17 protein-coding genes and 1 pseudogene are annotated in these 22,955 nt (G+C 65.5%); 5 read left to right on the top strand and 13 right to left on the bottom strand.

The genetic code is table 11. The annotated features are described in order from the left end of the window. Positions 1–41: 41 nt before the first annotated feature. Positions 42–854 (top strand): exodeoxyribonuclease III, encoded by an 813-nt coding sequence (gene xthA, locus IB273_RS01655; protein WP_192223046.1) that lies wholly within the window; start codon positions 42–44, stop codon positions 852–854. A 57-nt stretch (positions 855–911) separates the two neighbouring features. On the opposite strand, the gene IB273_RS01650 is transcribed toward xthA, so the two are convergent. From IB273_RS01650 to IB273_RS01635, 4 genes are all read right to left on the bottom strand, one after another. Further along, the gene (locus IB273_RS01650) at positions 912–2,117 is read right to left on the bottom strand and encodes a hypothetical protein (protein ID WP_192223045.1); all 1,206 of its coding nucleotides are present in this window, start codon (positions 2,115–2,117) and stop codon (positions 912–914) included. A gap of 331 nt (positions 2,118–2,448) precedes the next feature. Continuing rightward, positions 2,449–3,072, bottom strand: coding sequence for a response regulator transcription factor (locus IB273_RS01645; protein WP_081516666.1), 624 nt, complete (start codon positions 3,070–3,072; stop codon positions 2,449–2,451). 234 nt (positions 3,073–3,306) lie between these two features. Next, entirely contained in the window at positions 3,307–6,288 is a 2,982-nt protein-coding gene (locus IB273_RS01640; protein WP_192223044.1) for a hypothetical protein, read from the bottom strand. A gap of 156 nt (positions 6,289–6,444) precedes the next feature. Beyond that, positions 6,445–6,672, bottom strand: coding sequence for a hypothetical protein (locus IB273_RS01635; RefSeq protein WP_192223043.1), 228 nt, complete (start codon positions 6,670–6,672; stop codon positions 6,445–6,447). Between the two features lie 197 nt (positions 6,673–6,869). Between IB273_RS01635 and IB273_RS01630 the strand changes: the two genes are divergently transcribed. The 3 genes from IB273_RS01630 to IB273_RS01620 all read left to right on the top strand — a co-directional run bounded on the left by IB273_RS01630 (position 6,870) and on the right by IB273_RS01620 (position 9,681). Continuing rightward, positions 6,870–8,252, top strand: coding sequence for a substrate-binding domain-containing protein (locus IB273_RS01630; protein ID WP_192223042.1), 1,383 nt, complete (start codon positions 6,870–6,872; stop codon positions 8,250–8,252). Between the two features lie 219 nt (positions 8,253–8,471). Then, positions 8,472–9,515: a TerC family protein gene (locus tag IB273_RS01625; RefSeq protein ID WP_192223041.1), complete on the top strand. Its 1,044-nt coding sequence runs from the start codon at positions 8,472–8,474 to the stop codon at positions 9,513–9,515. Beyond that, complete coding sequence (locus IB273_RS01620; RefSeq protein ID WP_081516662.1) at positions 9,481–9,681, top strand: hypothetical protein; 201 nt, start codon at positions 9,481–9,483, stop codon at positions 9,679–9,681. The genes IB273_RS01625 and IB273_RS01620 overlap by 35 nt, the downstream gene beginning before the upstream one ends. Positions 9,682–9,896: 215 nt before the next feature. Here IB273_RS01620 and IB273_RS01615 read toward each other — a convergent pair whose 3' ends face one another. Continuing rightward, on the bottom strand, positions 9,897–11,126 hold the full coding sequence (locus tag IB273_RS01615) for an acyl-CoA dehydrogenase (RefSeq protein WP_081516661.1): 1,230 nt from the start codon (positions 11,124–11,126) through the stop codon (positions 9,897–9,899). Positions 11,127–11,293: 167 nt separating this feature from the next. On the opposite strand from IB273_RS01615, the gene IB273_RS01610 reads away from it, so the two are divergent. After that, positions 11,294–12,226: a LysR family transcriptional regulator gene (locus IB273_RS01610; RefSeq protein ID WP_081516660.1), complete on the top strand. Its 933-nt coding sequence runs from the start codon at positions 11,294–11,296 to the stop codon at positions 12,224–12,226. A gap of 257 nt (positions 12,227–12,483) precedes the next feature. On the opposite strand, the gene IB273_RS01605 is transcribed toward IB273_RS01610, so the two are convergent. From IB273_RS01605 to IB273_RS01575, 8 genes and pseudogenes are all read right to left on the bottom strand, one after another. Beyond that, positions 12,484–13,611, bottom strand: a complete 1,128-nt coding sequence (locus IB273_RS01605; protein ID WP_192223040.1) for an acyl-CoA dehydrogenase family protein — start codon at positions 13,609–13,611, stop codon at positions 12,484–12,486. A gap of 10 nt (positions 13,612–13,621) precedes the next feature. Next, positions 13,622–14,806, bottom strand: a complete 1,185-nt coding sequence (locus tag IB273_RS01600; RefSeq protein WP_192223039.1) for an acetyl-CoA C-acyltransferase — start codon at positions 14,804–14,806, stop codon at positions 13,622–13,624. A gap of 16 nt (positions 14,807–14,822) precedes the next feature. Beyond that, entirely contained in the window at positions 14,823–15,593 is a 771-nt protein-coding gene (locus tag IB273_RS01595; protein ID WP_151186645.1) for a 3-hydroxyacyl-CoA dehydrogenase, read from the bottom strand. Positions 15,594–15,611: 18 nt separating this feature from the next. Next, positions 15,612–17,276, bottom strand: coding sequence for an acyl-CoA synthetase (locus IB273_RS01590; RefSeq protein WP_192223038.1), 1,665 nt, complete (start codon positions 17,274–17,276; stop codon positions 15,612–15,614). 305 nt (positions 17,277–17,581) lie between these two features. Further along, complete coding sequence (locus IB273_RS31830; RefSeq protein ID WP_412548066.1) at positions 17,582–18,337, bottom strand: methyl-accepting chemotaxis protein; 756 nt, start codon at positions 18,335–18,337, stop codon at positions 17,582–17,584. A 102-nt stretch (positions 18,338–18,439) separates the two neighbouring features. After that, positions 18,440–19,558: pseudogene (locus IB273_RS31825) on the bottom strand (HAMP domain-containing protein); the annotation flags it as partial. Positions 19,559–19,811: 253 nt separating this feature from the next. Next, positions 19,812–20,828 carry an AraC family transcriptional regulator gene (locus IB273_RS01580; protein ID WP_081516655.1) on the bottom strand — a complete coding sequence of 339 codons (1,017 nt, stop codon included), beginning with the start codon at positions 20,826–20,828 and terminating at the stop codon, positions 19,812–19,814. 51 nt (positions 20,829–20,879) lie between these two features. Next, positions 20,880–22,559: an AMP-binding protein gene (locus tag IB273_RS01575; protein ID WP_192223036.1), complete on the bottom strand. Its 1,680-nt coding sequence runs from the start codon at positions 22,557–22,559 to the stop codon at positions 20,880–20,882. Positions 22,560–22,955 lie beyond the last annotated feature (396 nt).

The following is a 22,955-nucleotide window of genomic DNA, read 5'->3' as shown; positions in this document are numbered from 1 at the left end:
CCTACCTGGGCTAGCATCGTGCTTTTGCCAGGGCGCCCAGGATGAAAATCGTCTCCTTCAATATCAACGGTTTGCGCGCACGTCCCCACCAGCTCCAGGCGATCATCGAACGCCACCAGCCGGACGTGATCGGCCTGCAGGAAACCAAGGTTGCCGACGAGCAGTTCCCCCGCGAGGAGATCGAGGCCCTCGGCTACCACGTGCATTACCACGGACAGAAAGGCCACTACGGCGTCGCCCTGCTCTCCCGCCAGGAGCCGCTTGAGCTGCAGCGCGGCTTCCCCAATGACGGCGAGGAGTCCCAGCGCCGCTTCATCTGGGGTACCTTCAAGGACGCCGATGGCCAGCCGATCACCGTGATGAACGGCTACTTCCCCCAGGGCGAGAGCCGCGACCATCCGGTGAAATTCCCCGCCAAGCAGCGCTTCTACGCCGATCTGCAGGACCTGCTGGAAACCCGCTTCCAGCCCGACCAGCCGCTGGTGGTGATGGGCGACATCAACATCTCGCCAGAAGACTGCGACATCGGCATTGGCGAGGAGAACCGCAAGCGCTGGCTGAAGACCGGCAAGTGCAGCTTCCTGCCGGAAGAGCGCGAATGGCTGGCGCGCCTGAAGGGCTGGGGCCTGGTGGACAGCTTCCGCCTGCAGAACCCGAGCGTGGACGACCGCTTCAGCTGGTTCGACTACCGCAGCCGTGGCTTCGAGGACACGCCCAAGCGCGGCCTGCGCATCGACGTGATCCTCGCCTCCGAAGCCCTGCGCGGCCGCATCGCCGAGACCGGCGTGGACTACGACATCCGCGGCATGGAAAAGCCCTCGGACCACGCGCCGATCTGGCTGAAGCTGAAGTAATCGCCTTGAACGAAAAAGCCCGGCCAATGCCGGGCTTTTTCATTTTCCGGAGAGAATTCAGGCTTCTTCCGCACCAGTTCCAACCGTCTTGCTGATGGCGCTGTAGGTCGTGTTGAAGCGCACGGTCTCGTTGAAACCCTTGACGATGGCGCCAAAGCGCTCCTTGGCGTCGAGCAGTTGCTTGAAGCGGTCCGCCAGCTCGCCGCTCTGGCGCTGCAGGCCGGCCTCGCGATCATCCAGCTCCTGAACCCGCGCACGCAGCTGGTTCTGCTGGCGGTCGATACTCTGCTGCTCCTGGCCCAGGACCTCAGCGCGCTTGGTCGTCGCGCGGTCGCGGCTATCGACGGTCTCGGCCAGGGCCTGCAAGGCCGTGCTGCGTTCAGCGAGAACGGTGGCGTTGTGTTCGGCGATGCGTTCGATGCCTTGTTTCTCTTCCTGCAGGCGTTGCTCCTGCTGACTCAGGCGCTCCTCCCGCTCGGCCAGCTGGCGCTCGCGCTCCAGTGTCGCCAGACGGCGCTCCTCGAGCGCCTCGCGCATTTTCACGATCTCCAGTTTCTGCTGCGACAGGCCGTGCGCCATGCCAGCCAGCGAGTCGAGAGTGGACTGAACATCGTGCAGGACGCCATCGGTTTCGAGGACCGAAGATTGGCGCACAGTCACGGCGGATTCCACGGACGCCCGGGCATTCGCGGCTTCGGTGGTGGTGGGTTGGGCTTGAGCGTTCATGATGGAGGTTTCCTCGTGGGAAATGGGGGAAGTCGCCTGACTGGAAAGCAAATGGGTTGTCGCATCGACAGGAGTGCGTGGGTGGCCCTGGTTCGGCTCCGGAATCCGTAGCGAATCCAGCAGGATCTCAGACTCTTGAACTTCGGAAACCGCCGGCTCGAAATGGGGAACACCAGCGGCCAGCGCCAGTGGCTCGGCGGTGTCGGGGGAGTCGTTGTCCGCGACACCCAGCCCAGAACAGGCAGAGGCGAGTTCGGCAAGGTCTCTTTCGAGGTGCTCGAAAGCCTCCAGGGTCTGAGGGCCCTCCGGCTGCCCGGCGGGCGACGTCTTGTCGCTCTGAATCGGGATGTACCCTGCCGATAGTGCAGGGCGAGCAATTTTCTCGGCCGGCGGGGGTAGAGGTGCCGTGAGACTGGGCAGACTCTCGTCAATAGCTGGAGAAAGAAGTGCGGTGACCTCACCGGACGAATGTGGAGCGGTCACGTCTGACGAGCCGTCCTCCTGGAGTCCTTCGAACCGCTGCGCATCTGAAGTCATGAAACGTCCTACCCTGAGGGTGGTCAGCCACACCTTCTCTGCACGCCGCACGACAAGTCGAACGGAGGTCGGAGACTCGGTGGCGCTGCCCCTTCGCAATCAAGGGCAACAGGCCGACGGGAAGAGCCGATGGGATGCCCCGCTCTTCTCGGATGGGGGAAGAGCAGGACAGGTTGCAGGAGGAATTCTTACAACCCCGCACCACCGTGACTGTCAGTTAATTCCTGCACGAATGAAGGAAAACTATGGAAGGCCACCTGATCGATTCGGCTCGTTACCACCGCGCCGACTGCCCTCCAGAAGCCAGGCGAGCGGTCACTGACCGATGCCCCTAAAGCAGGCCGATCTCCTCACTGATGCTGAACAGCTCTTCCAGGGTAGCGGCCGACAGTTTCCGCATCAGTTGCCTCTTATGCTGGCCGACACTGGCCCCCGATAGAGCCAGCACCTCCGCAAGCGATGCCACCGAACGCCCCAGTCGCAACCCGTGCAGCACGGCGACCACATGGGTGGGGAGACCCAGTGCCGACTCCAGCCGTGGATCGTCCACCAGCGGCAAACGCTCATGTTCAGGGAAGATCTTGCCACCCGAGAGTACGGCGTCGACGGCCCTGCCGATCAAGGTCGGTCGGTCGTCCATCAAGAGAAAGCCTGAAACCCCGACGCGAATTGCGCGTTGAATGTTCAGCGGTGAGCCCAGGCTGGAGCAGACCAGCACAGGAGTGCTGGGTTTGAGTCGGCCGTCTCGCCTGAGCATGGTGACCAGTTCCATACCATGGATGTCCGGCAACTCCAGGGTCACCACCAGCAGATCGCAGTCACTGGCCTCCAGGCTGCTCAAGGCCTGGCGTGCGTACTTGAAATGCACGTCGCACTGATGGCCATGCTCCTGCAGAAACCGGCGGAGCGTGAGGAAGTCACGCCGAGACGGCTCGATGAGTACTATACGGGCCATGTTCCTCCTTGCTGCAAAGGCCCCGCGGGCCGCGTGCGACATGGCATACAGAAAGAATCCACTGCAGTAATCGTTCCCACAGAAATCTCATTGAACAGCTAAGCCAACGGAACACGGCGCTGGCGTAACTGACAAAGCCGGACAACTCCTTGTCTCGGCATCCCCTGTTTCGCCAGCCCCCACTGCGGCAGATAAACCCGACCGGAACGCCCGATGGCGTGCCGGTCGCTCCGGTCACTCGTTGACGGTTTTGGAAATGGCCGACAGGGTGCTGTTGAACTGCACCGTCTCGTTGAAGCTCTTCACGATAGTGCTGAACTTGTCCTTGGCGCTCTGCAGTTGCTTGAGCCGAACGCCCAGTTCCTCGCTCCTGCGCTTGAGGGAACTCTCCCGCTCGTCCAACTCGCTGGCGCGGGTACGCAGGCTGGCAGTCTGTTCATCGATACGCTGCTGTTCCAGCTGGATCGACTCGGCACGTTTGACAGTGGTCTTGTCGCGCAAATCGACGGTCTGGGCCAGCTCCTTGAGCGCTTCGCTGCGTTCGGCGAGTAGACGATTGTTCTCTGCGGCCATGCGATCCAGGTTGGTCTTGGCCTGCTTGAGATGATTTTCCAATTGCAGCAGGCGCTCTTCCTTGTCGCCCGCCAGGCGCTCGCGCTCCTGCAACTGGATGTTCCACTCCTCCAGCTCTTCCTGCAGACGGCCCGCCGCCTGTTTCTGCTGAGTCAGCCCTTGAGCCATGCCGGCGAGCGAGTTCAAGGTGCTCTGCACATCGGACAGCACGTCATCCGGATCGGCCTCAAGCTGCGGAACACTCAGCGTGGCCGCTACTTCCTGCAATTCCGCCGAGGAGATGGGGGCATTGGCCGGAGCCTCGACCTCGATTGACTCATCGTGCATTTCGGTCATTTCAGTTTCCTTCTGGATAAAGATTCCCTGAAGCGCCGTCGCTTCAGGAAGGTTGTCGTCTGTCTGCCTGACCCCGGCAGCAAGGGGGGCGGACGAGGTGTGCGCGGCGTTCAGCCGGGCCTTTGCTGCCGGGGTTGCATCGCGAACGACATTGGCAACCGTCAGCACAGCCAGGGCGTCCTCCAGGCTTGCGATCATCGGTTCAAGACCGAAATCGTCCGTGACAGTGGCCTCCGGGTTCATTTCGATCACTTGCGTGCCCACCTGCCGGACCAGATCAGGCTGTTGCTCCGGAGTCACGGGCTCCCAGTGCATGACGGCCGGTGTGTGATCCGTTTCGGGCTGGTCGGCGGCCTCCGCGATCGGCGACTGCGCAGGTTCGGCAGCCTCTGTGCCGGTGTTTTCGGTGGTACACACGCTCGCAGCGATGGTTTCCAGCGCGCTCGCTTCCGGCGCATCGGCTACCGCCGCCGGCTGGGCGTGCTGGAGCGCAGCCTCGACCTCGGGAGCGCTCTCATCAGCCGACAGCGATACACCGAGACTCGGAGCGGCAGACGCCCGCTCCACGCTCGGCCGTGGCCGCGCGACGACTTTCCTGGCGAGACGCACGTCACTGACGACGATGCCCGGACCTGCCGCTTTCGGCGTTACTACCACGGGCTCGGGCCCTTGCTCGTGGCCGACCTCACTATCTGCCCCTGCCTCGGGCACTGCCACTGCCGGTACCGCTGCAGTGCTCACCACGGACGGCTGCCGTTGCTCGACAGCCTCCTCGATCACCGGCGCCTGCACGATGGGCTCCGGCACAGCCACGACCGTCTCCTCGACGGCAGCCACGGTCTCGGCAGGACCTACAACTTCAGGCTCGATCGCTGCCGTGATCACTGGCGCTGTCGGTGCATTGCTCATCGCTGACAACTGCCGTTGCTCGACAGCCTCCTCGATCACCGGCGCCTGCACGGTGGACTCCGACTCAGCCACGACCGTCGCCTCGACGGCAGCCACGGTCTCGGCAGGACCTTCAACTTCAGGCTCGATCGCTGCCGTGACCACTGGCGCTGTCGGTGCAGTGCTCATCACGGACGGCTGCCGTTGCTCGACAGGCTCCTCGATCACCGGCGCCTGCACGATGGGCTCCGGGACAGCCTCGTCCGACGCCTCTACGTCAGCCACGGTCTCGACAGGACCTTCAATTTCAGGCTCGATCGCTGCCGTGTCCACTGGCGCTGTCGGTGCAGCGCTCACCACGGACGGCTGCCGTTGATCGACAGGCTCCTCGATCTCCGGCGCCTGCACGATGGGCTCCGGGACAGCCTCGTCCGACGCCTCGACGGCAGCCACGGTCTCGGCAGGACCTTCAACTTCATGCTCGATCGCTACCGTATCCACTGACGCTTCCACTGCTGGAAGTTCGCTGACGACTTCTTCCAGCTGGGACGGCTCGCCAACGGGTTCAACGAACGGCATTGGCACGGGTGCGGCCACTGGCTGCAGTCCTACGTCCTCGACCAAGGGCGACGTCCGCCCTTCAGAGGCAGCCGTTTCCGGCGTCGAAACCTGCGGTCGCTCGACGCGCTCCTGAACGTTCAGCACTGGCTCCACTGCCGCAGATTCGCCCCGCTCCACCAGGGCCGGAACATCCAGCGCTTCCATGGTCAACTCGACCGGAGGTTCGTCCAGAGGAAGCGGTGCCTCCGGCATCGGGGGAAGCTCGGCAATCTGCTCTTGTGGCGCCTGCGCAGCCTCGGTACGGCCCTTCGCGGCAGACGATTCGCGTACCAGGAAGTCCTGGTCCAGGGACTCCGACGCCACGCTGCCGGCCAGACTGAGCCCATGCAACTGGTCAATACCGACAGTGGAAGCGAGAGCGGACGGCTCATCGTTACTGGAAGCTGCAACCACGGCCTCGGGTTCCGCTCCCACTTCTTCGGCGGAGCTGTTGTGCCTCGACTGGCGGGCGAAATTGGCGAAATCCAGGATCATCTCGGTAGCCATTTCGAATCCAAGGTCTTCGATCCTGGTCGGCGCATCCTCTTCGCCCTCGTCGGGCTGTCGCAGGACGCCGGCCGCAGGCGGGCGTACGCCGAGCATTCCGGCTCGGGACAACAGTTGCAGCCACGAACGCATCGGCTGTAGCGGCAGCCGGATCCCCTTGAAGGTCAACGCCTGGGGAGAAGGCAGGCTCAGTGCGCGACGCCGCCAGGGCCGTCCCCAGGAAGCGGCGGATGCGACATGCAGGGCCAGAGCGGTGGGTTTGACACGATGCTCGGAGCCAGCCGAGGCTGGCGCGCTTTGGAATTGGGTCATGATCACTTTCCGGCGGGGACGTTGAAACGACGCAAGTTTCGCTTGGCCGGAAAACGGGTGTTATCAGGCTTTCCTGATGAGCCAGGAGATTTTTCCTATCACTTCGTCAGCGCCCTTTTGTCAGCCGTTCCAGCAAGTCCCGGCTCAGTCGCGGCGTCAATGCGGCAGGCGCTTTCTGGCCCCCTTCGCGGAAAAGCGCTGAGCGAGCCCCGCGAGATCCAGCAGCATCACCAGGACAAAAAGTGGCGCCACCAGCATGAGCATCGGGACCGCCAAGGCCAGCGCCCTTTCCGGTGCGATGACCAGCGTGCCGGCCATCAGCACCACCAGAAGAATGAGCACCAGCTTCATCAGGACCGACGCAAAATCGAGGGTCTCGTGCATGTCGTTCTCCAGCAGGGTCGATTCGAGTGACCTGTATAGCCGTGGGCCAAGTGCGTCGAAATCGGAAACTTCCTGCAATCCGCCAGTCATGTCCGAAGGCGTCAGGAACTGCTCTGCCCTGCTGCGAAGCGTCATATCGATGCAATGATTCCGACTTAATCTGCCGCGCCAACGATGCCTCAAATGGAAGTTGACCCATGCAGTACAAGTCGAGCCCCAGCGATGCCCAACCCTGGCCCGTCACCATCGCCTGGCTCACCATCGCATTCATCTGCTACGCGTTTCCCTGGTCGGCCTTTGCCGCCCTGCCCTCGTCCCAGGGCGGCGAGCCGGTGCTGCGTATCCAGGGCTCCAACACCATCGGTGCGCACCTGCTGCCGGAGCTGGTGAAGGGCCTGCTGGTCAGCGAGGGCTACGCGGACGTCAGCGCCAAGCCGGGCAAGGCGGACAACGAACAGCGCATCATCGGCCGCAGCAAGGAAGGCAAGGAGGCCATCATCGATCTGGCCGCCCACGGCTCCAGCACCGGTTTCGTTGCCCTGAAGGACAACAGTACCGAGCTGGCCGCTGCTTCGCGCCCGATCAAGGACGCCGAGGTCGCGGGCCTGTCGGCGTCGGGCAACCTGCGCAGCGCCAAAGCCGAACAGGTGATCGGTATCGACGGCCTGGCGATCATCGTCAACGCGGCCAATCCGCTGGACGAGCTGACCACCGATGCGCTGGCGAAAATCTTCTCCGGCGAGGTGAAGACCTGGGAGGAAATCGGCGGCCGCGGCGGTGCGATCCGCCTTTACTCCCGCGACGACAACTCCGGCACCTTCGATACCTTCAAGGAGCTGGTGCTGGGCAGCCACGGCAAGACGCTGGCCAGCGGAGTACAGCGCTTCGAGTCCAGCGACCTGCTGTCGGCCGAGGTGAGCAAGGACCCGCAGGGCATCGGTTTCGTCGGCCTGTCGTCGATCCAGAAGTCCAAGGCCCTGCGCATCGCCGATGGCGACTCCCAGGCCATGCCGCCGTCCACCACCCTGATCGCCACCGAGGACTACCCGCTGTCGCGTCGCCTGTTCCTCTACATGAAACCCGAGGAACCGAACCGCTGGGCCCGCGCCCTGCTGCAGTTCGCCCAGGGCGACAAGGGCCAGGCCCTGGTCAGCGCCAGCGGCTTCGTCGGCCAGCGCGTGCAGGCGGTGAAGATGGCACCGCGCGCCAGCATGCCGGAGAACTACCAGGCCCTGGCGCGCGACGCCGAGCGTCTGTCGGTGAACTTCCGCTTCCGCGAAGGCAGCGCCACCCTGGACAACAAGGCCCAGCGCGACATCGACCGCCTGCTCGCCTACCTGCAGCAGAACGGCAAGATGAACAAGCAGGCGGTGCTGGTCGGCTTCGGCGACCCCAAGCAGGACCCGGCGCGCGCCGAGCTGCTTTCCAAGCTGCGCGCCATGGCCGTGCGCCGCGAGCTGGCGAAGGAAGGCGTGATGTTCCGCGAGATCAGCGGCATGGGCGATGCCCTGCCGGTGGCGGCCAACAGTGACAACGACGGCCGGGTGAAGAACCGCCGCGTCGAGGTCTGGGTGTACTGAGTTTCCAGATCGAAAAGGGTTCTTCCGAGGATCAGCGTCTAGACTTTCTTTCAGACGCTGATCCTCAGTCACCAATTCATGTAGGAACTTGTTACGTTCCATCGCTTGCCTGAGGCGTCCGCTCTGCTATTTTCCCGCCAGTGACGCCGGGCCCCTCTGACGGTTGCCAACCGCCATGTCGGAGTCACTTTTCGACAACGACACTAAGGGAGGGGCCACATGACAGCTCTGCACGCCTTTTTGACCGAACCATTCCTCGGAACCGCCACCTGGTTCTGGCTGGCCTTCCTGGCCATCGTGATTCTTCTGCTCGTACTCGACCTTGGCGTCCTGCAACGCGATCACCACGAGATCGGCGTGCGCGAGAGCCTGATGCTCTCCGCCGGCTACTTCGCCTGCGGCCTGGCCTTCGGTGGCTGGGTCTGGTACGAGTTCGGCGCCACCAGCGCGGTGGAGTACTACACCGGTTTCCTCGTCGAACAGTCGCTGTCCATGGACAACGTGTTCGTCATGGCGATGATCTTCGGCTTCTTCGGCATCCCCCGCCGCTACCAGCACCAGGTCCTGTTCTGGGGCATCCTCGGGGCCATCGTCATGCGCGCGCTGATGATCGGCCTGGGTGCCGCACTGGTGAAGGAATTCGAGTGGATCATGTACGTGTTCGGCGCCTTCCTGCTGTTCAGCGGCGTGAAGATGCTGTTCAGCAAGCATGACAGCGAACCCGACCTGGCCAACAACCCGGTACTGAAGTTCCTGCGCAAGCACATCCGCATGACCGACACCCTTCACGAACATCACTTCTTCGTGAAGATGCCGGATGCCTCGGGCAAGCTGGTGCGCTACGCCACCCCGTTGTTCCTGGCGCTGATCCTGATCGAACTGGCCGACCTTGTGTTCGCCGTGGACAGTGTGCCGGCGATCTTCGCCATCACCCAGGACCCGTTCATCGTCTACACCTCGAACATCTTCGCCATCCTCGGCCTGCGCGCCCTGTACTTCTCACTGGCGGCGATGATCCACCGCTTCGTCTACCTGAAGTACGCCCTGGCGCTGGTGCTGGTGTTCATCGGTACGAAGATTTTCCTCCACGGATTCATCGGCAAGGTTCCCGCAGCCCTGTCCCTTGGCGTAACCTTCGGCCTTTTGGCGGGTGGCATACTGCTATCCTTGCTCAAGACCCGCCGGACCAGCGAGGAACCGCTGGAAATCGTCAGCCAGGAGAGGATCCATGCAAGCGCTGGAGGTGAGGATCGAAGCCGTTGAGTTTCGCGGCCGGGCCTATTGGCAGGTCCGCCTCGGTCGTCGCGCGCTGCGTTTCCCCCATGAGGCCGCTGCGCGCGCCTTCGCCGCCCAGTTGCACACGCGGCGGGAGTGGCTGATCGAGCAGCGGGCGAACGCCGAAGGGCCGGAACCCTCCGCCCCGCAATGAAAGAACAAGGCCAGCGCAAGCTGGCCTTGTTCGTTGTGCGGGGCGGAGAATCTCCCGTAGGGCATATAACCCGGAACGAGTTATACGCCGAAGGCTCCGATGGCGGATAACGCCTCAGGCGTTATTCGCCCTACGCTCTGAACCGAGCGTAGGAGCGCCACGCTCTACCAATGAAAAAGGCCCGCATCAGCGGGCCTTTTCAGTGCTGCCTGGGATCAGCGGCTGCTGCGCAGCGCGTCGCGCGGCACGTACTTGCCGATCTCGTATTTGCCGATGGCGGCGCGGTGCACTTCGTCCGGGCCGTCGGCCAGGCGCAGGGTGCGCTGCATGGCATAGAAGTACGCCAGCGGGGTGTCGTTGGAAACACCGGCACCGCCATGCATCTGGATGGCGCGGTCGATCACCTGCAGGGCGACGTTGGGCGCCACGACCTTGATCTGGGCGATCTCGCTCTGGGCGATCTTGTTGCCGGCGGTGTCCATCATGTACGCGGCATGCAGGGTCAGCAGGCGGGCCTGGTTGATCTCGATGCGCGAGTTGGCGATGTGGTCGATGTTGCCACCCAGGCGCGCCAGCGGCTTGCCGAAGGCGGTACGGCTGACGGAGCGCTTGCACATCAGTTCCAGCGCGCGCTCGGCCATGCCGATGGAGCGCATGCAGTGGTGGATGCGGCCCGGGCCGAGGCGACCCTGGGCGATCTCGAAGCCGCGGCCTTCGCCGAGCAGCACGTTCTCATAGGGCACGCGCACGTTCTCGAAGAGCACTTCGGCGTGGCCGTGCGGGGCGTCGTCGTAGCCGAACACCGGCAGCGGGCGGAGGATCTTCACGCCGGGGGTGTCGGTGGGCACCAGAATCATCGAGTGCTGCTGGTGACGCGGCGCGTCCGGGTTGGTCAGGCCCATGAAGATCATGATCTTGCAGCGCGGGTCGCAGGCGCCGGAGGTCCACCACTTGCGGCCGTTGATGACCCACTCGTCACCGTCGCGTACCGCGTTGGCTTCCATGTTGGTGGCGTCGGAAGAAGCCACGCCCGGCTCGGTCATGGCGAAGGCGGAGCGGATCTCGCCGCGCAGCAGCGGCTCCAGCCAGGTGCGCTTGTGTTCTTCGGTGCCGTAGCGCACCAGCACTTCCATGTTGCCGGTGTCCGGCGCGGAGCAGTTGAAGGGCTCGGAGCCCATCAGCGAGCGACCCATGATTTCCGCCAGCGGCGCGTATTCCATGTTGGTCAGGCCAGCACCCAGCTCGGACTCGGGCAGGAACAGGTTCCACAGGCCTTCGGCCCGGGCCTTGGCCTTGAGCTCTTCCATGATGGCCGTGGGCTGCCAGCGGTCGCCTTGCGCCACTTGCTCCTCGAACACCTTCTCGGCGGGATAGACATAGGCATCCATGAACGCGGTAACGCGTTCACGCAGGTCCTGAACCTTGGCGGAATAAGCGAAATCCATGGGGGCTAACCTTCTGGCGGCGGTTGTTTGTGTGGTGATGATGCTAGAACAGCCCAGGGCATTTACCCAGCCTATTATCCGAATCAATGAACATTCATAACCCGTATGGACCTGAGCGTTCGTTCGGGTATGATCGGCCGCAGAACAAATACAAGCGGAGCCCTGGAATGAACCTCAGCAAGGTCGATCTGAACCTGTTCATCGTCTTCGACGCGATCTACACCGAAGCCAACCTGACCCGTGCCGGACAGATAGTCGGCATTACCCAGCCGGCCGTGTCCAACGCCCTCGCCCGCCTGCGTGAAACCTTCAACGACCCGCTGTTCGTGCGGACCGCACAGGGCATGGTGCCCACGCCGATGGCGCAGAACATCATCGGGCCGGTGCGCAACGCGCTGCAGTTGCTGCGCGTCTCGGTGCAGGAGAGCCGCACCTTCACGCCGACCCAGGCGAGCAAGACCTACCGCATCAGCATGACCGACCTCACCGAGGCCATCGTCCTGCCGCCGCTGTTCCAGCGCCTGCGCCGCCTGGCGCCGAACGTGCACATCGAGAGCTTCCTCTCCAAGCGCCGCGAGACCACCAAGGAACTGGCCGCCGGCCGCCTGGACTTCGCCGTGGACGCGCCGCTGAACACAGACCCGCAGGTGCGCCACGTCAAACTGATGGAAGACCGCTACGTCTGCGCCATGCGCCAGGGCCACCCGCTGGCCAAGGACAAGCTGAGCCTGGACGAGTACCTGTCGGTGGCGCACATCCAGATTTCCAGCCGCCGCAGCGGCCTGGGCTATGTGGACCTGTCGCTGGGCAAGATGGGCCTGCAGCGCAAGATCGCCCTGCGCTCGCAGCACTACCTGATGGCCTCGACCGTGGTGCAGCAGACCGACATGGTGGTTACCGTCCCCGAGCGCTTCGCCCGCCACCACGGCCTGCATTTCGTCGACCTGCCGGTGAACGACGTGCCCAAGCTGGAAACCCATCTGTACTGGCACGAAAGCACCGACCAGGACCCGGCCAACCGCTGGATGCGCGAGCAGATCATCGAGTTGTGCCAGCAGGTGACGGCACGGGAAGCGCGTGAGGCGGCGGAGCGCGCCTGATGCTTGGGGCGATGCCCTTTGATGGGTATCGCTTCGCTCCACGCCATCCTACGTTTGCCACACGTGCAACGACCAACCCTGTAGTAGCGAGCTTGCACGCGAACCGCCCAGCCGAGAAATCCCCGGTGAAATCTGTTCGCGAGCAAGAACTAGGCGTCCCCTCGCTCCTACAAAAAGCCTCTCGAGAAGCCACCCGCAAACCCCGCCCTGCCGAAGTGCCTGTCCAACGAACAGGCCGGGGTCTGCCGGCGAACCCTTCAAAGACTCCGCGCGATCACCAGCCGCTGCACATCGCTGGTGCCTTCGTAGATCTGGCACACGCGCACGTCGCGGTAGATGCGTTCAACCGGGTAGTCCTGCAGGTAGCCATAGCCGCCGAGGGTCTGGATCGCTGCGGAACACACGCGCTCGGCCATTTCCGAGGCGAACAGCTTGGCCATGGAGGCTTCGGTCAGGCACGGCAGGCCAGCTTCGCGCAGGCTGGCGGCGTGGTGGACCATCTGCCGGGCCACGGCGATCTCAGTGGCCATGTCGCTGAGGCGGAAGGCCACGGCCTGGTGCTGGATGATCGGCTTGCCGAAGGTCTCGCGCTCGTGGGCGTAGTCGCGGGCGTATTCGAAGGCTGCGCGGGCCATGCCCACCGCCTGCGAGGCGATGCCGATGCGCCCGCCCTCCAGGTTCGCCAGGGCGATGGCGTAGCCCTGCCCCTCCTCGCCCAGGCGGTAGCTGGCCGGGATGCGCACGTCGTCGAAGGCGATCTGGCAGGTATCGGAGGCGTGCTGGCCGAGCTTGTCCTCGACGCGCACCACGCGGTAGCCGGGGGTGTCAGTGGGCACGATGAAGGCGCTGATGCCCTTCTTGCCCGCCGCCGCATCGGTCACCGCGAAGACGATCACGAGACCCGCGTGCTTGCCGGAAGTAATGAACTGCTTGCTGCCGTTCAGCACGTAGTGGTCGCCGTCGCGGCGAGCGCGGGTCTTCAGGAAGCTGGCGTCGGAGCCGGCCTGGGGTTCGGTCAGGGCGAAGGCGCCGATCATCTCGCCACGGGCCAGCGGCACCAGGAACTGGCGCTTCTGCTCATCGTTGCCGAACTTGGCGATGGGCATGCAGCCCACCGAGTTGTGCACGCTCATGATGGTCGAGCAGGCGCCGTCGCCGGCGGCGATTTCCTCCAGCGCCATGGCGTAGGCCAGGTGGCCGGTCTGCGCGCCGCCCCACAGCTCCGCCACCAGCATGCCGAGGAAGCCGAGGTCGGCCATTTCCTTGATGGCTTCGGCCGGGAAGCGGTGCTCGCGGTCCCACTCGGCGGCGAAGGGCTTCAGCCGCTCCTGGGCGAACTGGCGGGCAACGTCGCGGATCTGGATATCTTCTTCGCTGGGAATCATCACTCGCTCCTTAGGCCAGGCGCTCGACCGCGATGGCCGTGGCTTCGCCGCCACCGATGCACACCGAGGCCACGCCGCGCTTGAGGTCGTACTGTTTGAGCGCCGACAGCAGGGTCACGATCACGCGCGCGCCGGAGGCGCCGATGGGGTGGCCGAGGGCGCAGGCGCCGCCGTGGACGTTGAGCTTGTCGTGGGGAATGTCCAGGTCGCGCATGGCGGCCATGGCGACCACGGCGAAGGCTTCGTTGACCTCGAACAGGTCGACATCGCCCAGCGCCCAGCCGGTGCGCTGCATCAGGCGCTCGACCGCGCCCACCGGGGCGGTCGGGAACAGGTTCGGCGCGTCGGCGTAGGACGAATGCCCACGGATTGCCGCCAGCGGCGTCAGGCCACGCTTCTCGGCTTCGGACAGGCGCATCAGCACCAGCGCGGCGGCGCCGTCGGAGATGGAGCTGGCATTGGCCGCCGTCACGGTGCCGCCGTCGCGGAACGCCGGTTTCAGGGTCGGAATCTTGTCCAGCCTGGCCTTGGGTGGCTGCTCGTCTTCGCTGATGGCGCGCAGTTCCTTGCCGGCCTTCACGGTGACCGCGACGATCTCGTCCTTGAAGCGACCTTCGCTCATGGCGTTCTGGGCGCGGGTCAGCGAGGTGATCGCGTAGTCGTCCTGCTGCTCGCGGGTGAAGCCGTACTTCTCCGCGCAATCCTCGGCAAAGGTGCCCATCAGGCGACCCTTGTCGTAGGCATCCTCGAGGCCATCGAGGAACATGTGGTCGAGCACCCGGCCATGGCCCATGCGGTAGCCGCTGCGGGCGCGGTCCAGCAGGAACGGCGCGTTGGACATGCTCTCCATGCCGCCGGCCAGGGCGACGCGAGCGCTGCCGGCGAGGATGGCGTCGTGGGCCATCATCGCGGCCTTCATGCCCGAGCCGCACATCTTGTTCACCGTGGAGCACGGCGTGCCGCGCGCCAGGCCCGCGCCCAGCACGGCCTGGCGTGCCGGCGCCTGGCCCTGCCCGGCGGCAAGCACGCAGCCGAGCACGGCTTCGTCCACTTCTTCGGCGCCCAGGCGGGCGCGCTCGACGGCGGCGCGGATCGCTGCCGCGCCGAGGGTGGCGGCGGTGACGTCCTTGAAGTCGCCGAGGAAGCCGCCCATGGGGGTGCGGGTGGCGCTGACGATGACGATGGGATCGTTCATGACTCTGACCTCCTGCTTACTTCGCGGCCATGCGGATGGCGCCGTCGAGACGGATCACCTCGCCGTTGAGCATGGTGTTCTCGATGATGTGGCGGGCCAGCGCGGCGTACTCGTCCGGGCGACCGAGGCGCGGCGGGAACGGCACGCTGGCACCGAGGGAGTCGCGCACTTCCTGGGGCATCGCGGCCATCATCGGCGTCTCGAAGATGCCGGGGGCGATGGTCATCACGCGGATGCCCGAACGCGCCAGTTCGCGGGCGATCGGCAGGGTCATGCCGACCACCGCGCTCTTGGACGCGGAGTACGCGGCCTGGCCGATCTGCCCGTCGAAGGCGGCGACCGAGGCGGTGTTGATGATGATGCCGCGCTCGCCACCGGCGTCCGGCTCGTTGCCGGCCATGGCTTCGGCGGCCAGGCGCAGCATGTTGAAGGTGCCGATCAGGTTGATGTTGATGGTACGGGTGAAGCTTTCCAGCCCGTGCACGCCGTTGCGGCCGATGACCTTTTCCGCCGGGGCCACACCCGCGCAGTTGGCCAGGCCGTGCAGCGCGCCGAAGGCGTCCAGCGCGAGTTGCACGGCAGCTTTGCCGTCCGCCTCGCTGCAAACGTCGGTGCGGATGAAGCGCGCGTTCGCCTCGCCCAGCTCGGCAGCCTGGGCCGCGCCGGCTTCGGCGTTGACGTCGGCCAGCACCACCTTGGCGCCGGCGCTCACCAGCAGCTTCGCGGTGGCCGCGCCGAGGCCGGAACCGCCGCCGGTGATGAGGAATACCTTGTTCTGGATCTGCATGAAGTCTCTCCGCTGTACTTAGTGAGCCGCCGCTTTCTCGGCCGCTTCGCGTTGCCTGGCAATCTCCTGGTTGCGCAGGAGGAAGCGTTGGATCTTGCCGCTGGGGGTCTTGGGCAGTTCGTCGACGAACTCCACTTCCCGCGGGTAGCTGTGCGCCGACAGTCGCTTGCGCACGTACTGTTGTAGTTCCTCGGCCAGCTCCGCGCCCGGCCGGTAGGACGAACAGAGCACCACGAAGGCCTTGACCAGTTCGGTGCGCTCCGGGTCCGGCTTGCCGATCACCGCCGCCTCGATCACCGCCGGGTGCTCGATCAGCGCGCTCTCCACGTCGAACGGGCCGACACGGTAGCCGGAGGTGGTGATCAGGTCGTCGGCGCGGCCGACGAAGCTGATGCTGCCGTCGGCGTTCAGCTCCACGGTGTCGCCGCTCAGGTAGTAGTCGCCGACGAAGGATTTGGTCTCCATGCCCTGGTAGCCGGCGAACCACATCAGCGGCGACTGGCGGCGGTCCATGGCCAGCACGCCGGGCTGGCCGGCGGGCAGTTCGTTGCCCTGCTCGTCCAGCACCACCACACGGTGGCCGGGGATGGAGAAGCCGGCAGCGCCCAGGTGCACCGGGTGCTGCAGTTCGTGGTGATTGGCCAGCACCATGCCCAGCTCGGTCTGGCCGTAGTGGTCATGGATGGTCACGCCCAGCTCGCTGGCGAACCAGCGGATCACTTCCGGAGTCAGCGGCTCACCGGCGCTGCTCACTGCGCGCAGGCGACCCTTGAGCGGTTTGGACACGGCCTCGCCAGCGGCGATCAGCAGGCGGTAAGCGGTGGGCGAACCGGCCAGGTTGGTGATGCCGTACTTGCGCACGATGCGGCAGGTGCTTTCCACCGTGAACGCGCCTTCGTAGAAGGTGATCGGGTGGCCCATGGCCAGCGGCCCGGTGACGCCGTAGTAGAGGCCGTAGGCCCAGCCCGGATCGGCAAGGTTCCAGAACGAGTCCTCCTCGCGCAGCCCCACCGCATCGCGCATGTAGCCGACGAATGCGACGATGGCCTTGAGCGGCACGGCCAGCGGTTTGGCCAGCCCGGTGGTGCCGGAGGTGAACATCAGCAGGAAGGTGTCTTCGCCGCTGCGCAGCACCGGTTCGAAGTCCGGCGAGTGGCGTTCCAGTTCGGCCCAGAAGCTGTAGTCGCCATGACGGATGCCCTGCCCCTTCGGACCGCCAACCGTCACCAGCAGGGGAGCGTCGGGCACCTCGTCGAGCTTACCGCGGTTGGCGCCGTCGGTGACTACCACCTTGCTGCCGGCCAGCTTGACCCGGTGCTCGATGGCCTTGGGGCCGAAGGCCGTGAACAGCGGCTGGTAGACCGCGCCCAGGCGCCAGGTGCCGAGCACGGCGATCAGCAGTTCCGGGGTGCGCGGCAGCATGCCCGACACCACGTCGCCGGGACGCACGCCGAGGCCGTGCAGGAAGCTGGCGAAGCGGCCTGAAAGCTCCTTGAGCTGGGTGAAGGTGTAGGAGGCGCTATCGCCGTCCTTGCCCTCCCAGAACAGCGCGACGCGGCCGGGAATGGCGTGGCGGTCGCAGCATTCGACACAGGCATTGAGGGCATCGAGGTTGCCGGCCAGGACGGCGTCGGCGGTAACGCGGTAGTCGAACTCGGCCGTGGCGGCAGTATGGGAACGCATCGCGGAACTCCTGGGTTTGTTCTTGTCTGGAGTCCCCTGATGTTCCCGCCGCGCCGGCGCGCGGGCAATGTCGAAAGCCGCCAATCTGGATGAGCGGATTGGACAGCTGTTCGTTGAGTGAAGGCTGAGCTGACACGGCTCTGGCTTAGCCCGAGCGAGTGCCTGTTGCGGTAGGCACTGTGTAGGATGGGTGGAGCCTATGCGATACCCATGCCGCCAGCGCGGGATCGATGGGTATCGCTTCGCTCCACACCATCCTACGGTCGAGCGCCCTGTGGAATTCGACGCTCGTCAGCGGCTCCGTCTTAGACGCGGAACTGATCCATCAGCCCCTGCTGATGGTTCGCCAGCTTGTTCAGCGACTGGCTGACCTGCGCCGATTCCTGCGCCTGGCTGGACAGCGATTCGGTGACGTCACGGATGCCAGCGACGTTGCGATTGATCTCCTCGGCCACCGCGCTCTGTTCCTCGGCGGCGCTGGCGATCTGCAGGTTCATGTCGGTGATCACGCCCACGGCGTCGCCGATGCGCTTCAGCGCGGCCACGGCCTGTTCGACCTGGTTCACGCTGTCCTGCGCCTGGCGGTGGCTGTTGTTCATGGCGCCGACTACCTCGCGGGTACCGTTCTGCAGGCCTTCGATGACCTGGCGGATTTCCTCCACCGAGTCCTGGGTGCGCTTGGCGAGGTTGCGCACCTCGTCGGCGACCACCGCGAAGCCGCGCCCGGCCTCACCGGCGCGGGCCGCTTCGATGGCGGCATTGAGCGCCAGCAGGTTGGTCTGCTCGGCGATGCCGCGGATGACTTCCAGCACCGAGCCGATCTGCTCGCTGCTCGCCGCCAGCCCTTCCACCTGGCTCATGGCGCTGCTCATGTCGCTGGCCAATTCGTCGATCAGGCGGGTGGTGTTGTCGATCACGCTGAGGCCGTCGCGGGTCGCGCCGTCGGCGCCACGGGCGGCATCGGCGGCCATGGCGGCGCTGTTGGCGACGTCATGGGCGGTGGCGCTCATTTCCTGGGAGGCTGTGGCGACCTGATCGACTTCGCGGAACTGCTGCTGCATGCCGGCGCTGGTCTGGCTGGCGATTTCCGAGGATTGGTCGGCAGTGGCGCGGGCGTCCTGCACCGAGGATTTCACGTCACGGATGATCGGCTGCAGCTTGTCGAGGAAGCGGTTGAACCAGCCGGCCAGTTCACCCAGCTCGTCCTTGCCGCTGTAGTCCAGGCGCTTGGTCAGGTCGCCTTCGCCGCTGGCGATGTTGCGCAGCATGGCGGCGACGTTGAGGATCGGCCGGGTCACGCCGCGGGCGGTGAGCCACACCAGCAGCAGGCCGACGATGGCGGCGGCGAGGCCGAACAGGGTCTGCCACAGCGCGCCGCTGGAGTTGCGTTCATCCAGTTGCTTCTGCAGTTCCAGCGCCGGAGCCAGCAGCACGTCCTGCGGCACGTCGAGCACCACAGCCCAGGGCTTGGTGGCATCCGGGATCGGCAGCAGCGGCTCGAGCACGCGCAGCTGGCCGTCCTGCTCCAGCACCTGCGGACGACCGCCGGCCTGCAGGGACAGCAACTCGGCGGCCTGGTCGGGAATGGCCTTGGCCAGCGGCTGGCCGAGCAGCGCTTCGTCGCTGCTGTAACCGGCGAGCAGGCCCGCCGGGCTGACGATGCTGACGCTGCCGGCGCCGTCGTAGAGTTGGTTGTCGCCATCGACAGAGAGCTTCTGCAGGCGGCTGAGGCTGATGTCGATGCCGATCACGGCGATGACCTTGCCCTGGTCGATCAGCGGGAAGGTCACGGTGGTCATCAGCACCTTGGTGCCCGAGGCGCTGTCGAAATAGGGGTTGAGCACGCAAGCCTTGCGGGTCTGCAGCGGGCACAGCTGCCAGGTGTTGAACGGGCTGCCGTCGAGCATCGCCGAGGTGTCGGCGATCATGTCCTCGGTCACTGCCAGGCCGGTCATCTCGCCGGAGGCCTTCTGCGCCCAATAGGCGCCGAAGCGACCCTTCTCGTTGCTGCCGGCGTCGGGCTGGTCATGGAAGGCGGCGTCCTGGCCGTCCAGCGCATCGGGCTCGAAGACCACGTAGAGGCTGAGCAGGTTCGGGTTGCTCTTCAGGCCGTCGCGCACCAGCTGGTTCAGGTCCTTGCGCACGCTGCCGGCGTCCGCGCCGTGCTGGGTGCTCTGCTCGCGCAACTGGGCGACCTGGCGGGAAAACTGGTTGCCGAAGTGGTAAACGTCGGTGAAGAAGCGCTGGATGATCTCCGCCTGTTGCTCGCTGCGCGCCTGCATCCGCGACTTGGCCGCGTCCTTGAGCATCTCCGCGTTGGCCGCCTTGATCAGTTGCGCGTCGTGGTTCATCCGGAACAGCGAGAGACCGACCAGCAGGCAGACGATGCAGAGCAGGCAAAGGCCGGTCAGCAGCGTGATCTTCCACTGGATCGAGAGGCGGGAAAGGGGCATGGAGTGGCGTCCTTGAGCAACAAGCAATTCTTTGAGGTTTTATCGGCTTGTAAGGCGGCTACTTGAGCTGCGCCCTTAAATTTCAGGGCTCCTGGCGGATCAGCGCCCGGTACTGCCCAGGCGTCGATCCGGTCCATTTGCGGAAGGCCTTGTAGAAGGCGCTGGTGTCGGCGAAACCCAGCTCCTCGGCCAGGTCGGCGAAGTTGCCGTCGCCGCTGTCCAGCCGGGCGATGGCGAGGTCGCGGCGCAGCTGGTCCTTGAGCGCCTGGTAGGACTGCCCCTCGGCGGCGAGCTTGCGGCGCAACGTCGAGGGCGCCATGTAGAAGTGCCCGGCGAGGGCGTCGAGGTCCGGCCAGCGTTCGAACTTCAGGCTGCGCAGGTAGGCCTTGGTGCGGGCGGCAAGACTCTGCGGGTCGCGGTAGCGCACCAGGATGTTCGCTGGCGCGCCCCCGAGGAAGCGCCGCAGCTCGCGCTCGTCGCGGCGCACGGGGAGATCGAGCGCCTCGGCGTTGAACAGCAGGCGCGACTGGCGACGGGCGAAATTGAGGTTCTCGGTGAACATCACCCGGTAGTCGGCGATGAAGTCCGGCTGCGGGCAGCGCAGTTCGATGGCCAGCACCGGGATGCGGCGCCCCACCAGCCAGCAGGCCAGGCCGTGCAGCATCAGCCACAGGGTGAAGTAGCAGAACGCGCGCGGCGCCGGGCCCTCGGGCTCGTCGAGGACGATGGCGGCCAAGCCTTCCTGGCGCGTCAGGCGCGGGGTGAAGTCGTCGAACACCAGGCCCATGAAGCGCAGCGCGGCGTTCATCGCCGTCTCCAGGGTCGGCTCGCGGACGGCGGCGGCGGTCATGAAGTTGAAGCTGCCGGACTTCATGCGCCGGGCGTTCATGCCGAAGAACTCGTCGTCCATCTCCCTGGCCAGGCGCAGCCAGAGCCGCGCGTAGGCCTGGCTGGAAACCCGCGCGTAGGGTTTGCCGAACAGTTCCGGGGCGATGCCAGCGGCGGCCAATAGCGGGCCGTCGTCGCGGCCGGCGCGACGAAACTCGGCCAGCGCTTCGCTGACCAGGCGGATGGAGATGGTGCCCTTCTCTACGCCCATGGCGCCCCGGCAATCCGGGCGCGCGCCAGGGCGCAGGCGGGCATCGGGCGATCAGCCACGCTGGCTGCGCACCTCTTCGATGCTGATCTCGCGCATGCGGAACTTCTGGATCTTGCCGGTCACCGTCATCGGGAACTCGTCGCAGAAGCGGAAGTGGCGCGGCACCTTGAAGTGGGCGATGGCGTTCTTGCAGAAGGTGCGCAGCTCGTCTTCGGCGACGCTATGGCCGGGGTGGAACTTGACCCAGGCCACCAGTTCCTCGCCGTACTTCTCGTCAGGGATGCCGATCACCTGGGCGTCTGCCACGGCGTGGTGGGTGTAGAGGAACTCCTCGATCTCGCGCGGATAGATGTTCTCGCCGCCGCGAATGATCATGTCCTTGCTGCGTCCGACGATGCGCACATTGCCGGCTTCGTCCATCTCGGCGAGGTCGCCGGTGAGCATCCAGCGCGCCGGACTGATGGCCTCGGAAGTCGCCTGCGGGTTGTTCCAGTAGCCGAGCATCACGCTGTAGCCACGGGTGCACAGCTCGCCGATGGTGCCGCGCGGGACGATGCGGCCGTCGGCGTCGATGATCTTGCTTTCCAGGTGCGGCTGGGTGCGGCCGACGGTGGTGACGCGGGTTTCCAGGTCATCTTCCGGGCCGGTCTGCAGCGACACCGGGCTGGTCTCGGTCATGCCGTAGGCGATCTGTACTTCGGCCATGTGCATCTCGTCGATGACCCGGCGCATCACTTCGATCGGGCAGGTGGCGCCGGCCATGATCCCGGTGCGCAGGCTCGACAGGTCGAAGTCGCGGCGGGTCGGGTGGTCCAGCTCGGCGATGAACATGGTGGGCACGCCGTACAGCGCGGTGGCCTTCTCTTCCGCCACCGCCGCCAGGGTCGCCTCGGGTTCGAAGCTGGGCGCGGGGTAGATCATGGTGGAGCCGTGGGTCAGGCAGCCGAGGTTGCCCATCACCATGCCGAAGCAGTGGTACAGCGGCACCGGGATCACCAGGCGGTCGTGCTCGGTGAGGCCGAGGCTGTCGCCGACCATCAGGCCGTTGTTGAGGATGTTGTAGTGGCTGAGCGTGGCACCCTTGGGGAAGCCGGTGGTGCCGGAGGTGTACTGGATGTTGATCGGCTCGTCGAACTGCAGCAGCGCCTGGCGCTCGGCGAGTTCGGTGGCGGCGATACCACGCCCCAGCGGCTCCAGCTGGCTCCAGCGCAGGAAGCCGGCGGGCGCGGTATCGGACAGGCTGATCACCCCGCGCAGCTCCGGCAGGCGGTCGCTGGACAACTCTCCCGGCCTGCCCTGCCCCAGTTCGGGCAGCAAGTCGGCGAGCATGCCGTGGTAATCGGAGGACTTGAAGGCGTCGGCGCACACCAGCCAGCGGCAGCCGGACTGCTTGAGCGCGTATTCGAGTTCGTTCACCCGGTAGGCCGGGTTGATGTTGACCAGCACGGCGCCGACCTTGGCGCTGGCGAACTGGGTGACGCACCACTGCGCGCAGTTGGGCGCCCAGATCCCCAGGCGGTCGCCAGGACGCAGGCCGAGGGCAAGGAAAGCGCGGGCGATGCCATTGACCACCTCGGCCAGCTCGGCCCAGGTGTAGCGCAGGTTCTGGTGACGCACGACCAGCGCCTCGCGCGCGGCGAAACGCTCGACGGTGGCGTCGAAGGCAGAGCCGACGGTCATGGCCAGCAGGGATTTGTCCTGCGGGCCGCGGGTGTAACTCAGGTGGTTCATGGCTTTCCCTTGTTGTGCTTGTTCTGGGATCAACACTGAACGATCGGTTCGGGCAGCGACGCAGAGCGTCTGGAACCGCGCTTGCTTACCGGCAGCCGCGCGGCTGACTGGCCGGTCGCGGGCTGCGAAACATGTTTACGTTAACGTAAAGGTAAACGCAACCCCGACCTTCGACAGCGCAGCAGGCCGGGCGCCTCCGCTCATTGCAGGATAGCCACTCACAAAGCGTGCCATCCGGCCTGAACGCCATATGCGGCGCGGCTTTGAGAAGGTTTTCAGTCGTTCGTGGGTAAGCCGTCCCGGTTGCATTTCGCAACAGCTCCGGCAAGCTGCCGCGCCGCGACTGCCAGCACGGCGCACGGCCTCTGCGCAGCGGGCGGCGCGACGTCTCAATCT

Origin of the sequence: Pseudomonas sp. PDM19, assembly GCF_014852215.1 — a bacterium.
In the GTDB taxonomy this organism is placed as follows: Bacteria; Pseudomonadota; Gammaproteobacteria; order Pseudomonadales; family Pseudomonadaceae; genus Pseudomonas.
The sequence above is the reverse complement of the archived record's forward strand: the minus strand, read 5'-3'. Positions and strand labels throughout refer to the sequence as shown.

What these genes read in the sequence shown, in the direction of transcription:
- xthA (WP_192223046.1), top strand. Translation starts at nt 42, where the DNA reads ATGAAAATCGTCTCCTTCAATATCAACGGTTTGCGCGCACGTCCCCAC.
- IB273_RS01650 (WP_192223045.1), bottom strand. Translation starts at nt 2,117, where the DNA reads ATGACTTCAGATGCGCAGCGGTTCGAAGGACTCCAGGAGGACGGCTCG.
- IB273_RS01645 (WP_081516666.1), bottom strand. Translation starts at nt 3,072, where the DNA reads ATGGCCCGTATAGTACTCATCGAGCCGTCTCGGCGTGACTTCCTCACG.
- IB273_RS01640 (WP_192223044.1), bottom strand. Translation starts at nt 6,288, where the DNA reads ATGACCCAATTCCAAAGCGCGCCAGCCTCGGCTGGCTCCGAGCATCGT.
- IB273_RS01635 (WP_192223043.1), bottom strand. Translation starts at nt 6,672, where the DNA reads ATGCACGAGACCCTCGATTTTGCGTCGGTCCTGATGAAGCTGGTGCTC.
- IB273_RS01630 (WP_192223042.1), top strand. Translation starts at nt 6,870, where the DNA reads ATGCAGTACAAGTCGAGCCCCAGCGATGCCCAACCCTGGCCCGTCACC.
- IB273_RS01625 (WP_192223041.1), top strand. Translation starts at nt 8,472, where the DNA reads ATGACAGCTCTGCACGCCTTTTTGACCGAACCATTCCTCGGAACCGCC.
- IB273_RS01620 (WP_081516662.1), top strand. Translation starts at nt 9,481, where the DNA reads ATGCAAGCGCTGGAGGTGAGGATCGAAGCCGTTGAGTTTCGCGGCCGG.
- IB273_RS01615 (WP_081516661.1), bottom strand. Translation starts at nt 11,126, where the DNA reads ATGGATTTCGCTTATTCCGCCAAGGTTCAGGACCTGCGTGAACGCGTT.
- IB273_RS01610 (WP_081516660.1), top strand. Translation starts at nt 11,294, where the DNA reads ATGAACCTCAGCAAGGTCGATCTGAACCTGTTCATCGTCTTCGACGCG.
- IB273_RS01605 (WP_192223040.1), bottom strand. Translation starts at nt 13,611, where the DNA reads ATGATTCCCAGCGAAGAAGATATCCAGATCCGCGACGTTGCCCGCCAG.
- IB273_RS01600 (WP_192223039.1), bottom strand. Translation starts at nt 14,806, where the DNA reads ATGAACGATCCCATCGTCATCGTCAGCGCCACCCGCACCCCCATGGGC.
- IB273_RS01595 (WP_151186645.1), bottom strand. Translation starts at nt 15,593, where the DNA reads ATGCAGATCCAGAACAAGGTATTCCTCATCACCGGCGGCGGTTCCGGC.
- IB273_RS01590 (WP_192223038.1), bottom strand. Translation starts at nt 17,276, where the DNA reads ATGCGTTCCCATACTGCCGCCACGGCCGAGTTCGACTACCGCGTTACC.
- IB273_RS31830 (WP_412548066.1), bottom strand. Translation starts at nt 18,337, where the DNA reads ATGCAGCAGCAGTTCCGCGAAGTCGATCAGGTCGCCACAGCCTCCCAG.
- IB273_RS01580 (WP_081516655.1), bottom strand. Translation starts at nt 20,828, where the DNA reads ATGGGCGTAGAGAAGGGCACCATCTCCATCCGCCTGGTCAGCGAAGCG.
- IB273_RS01575 (WP_192223036.1), bottom strand. Translation starts at nt 22,559, where the DNA reads ATGAACCACCTGAGTTACACCCGCGGCCCGCAGGACAAATCCCTGCTG.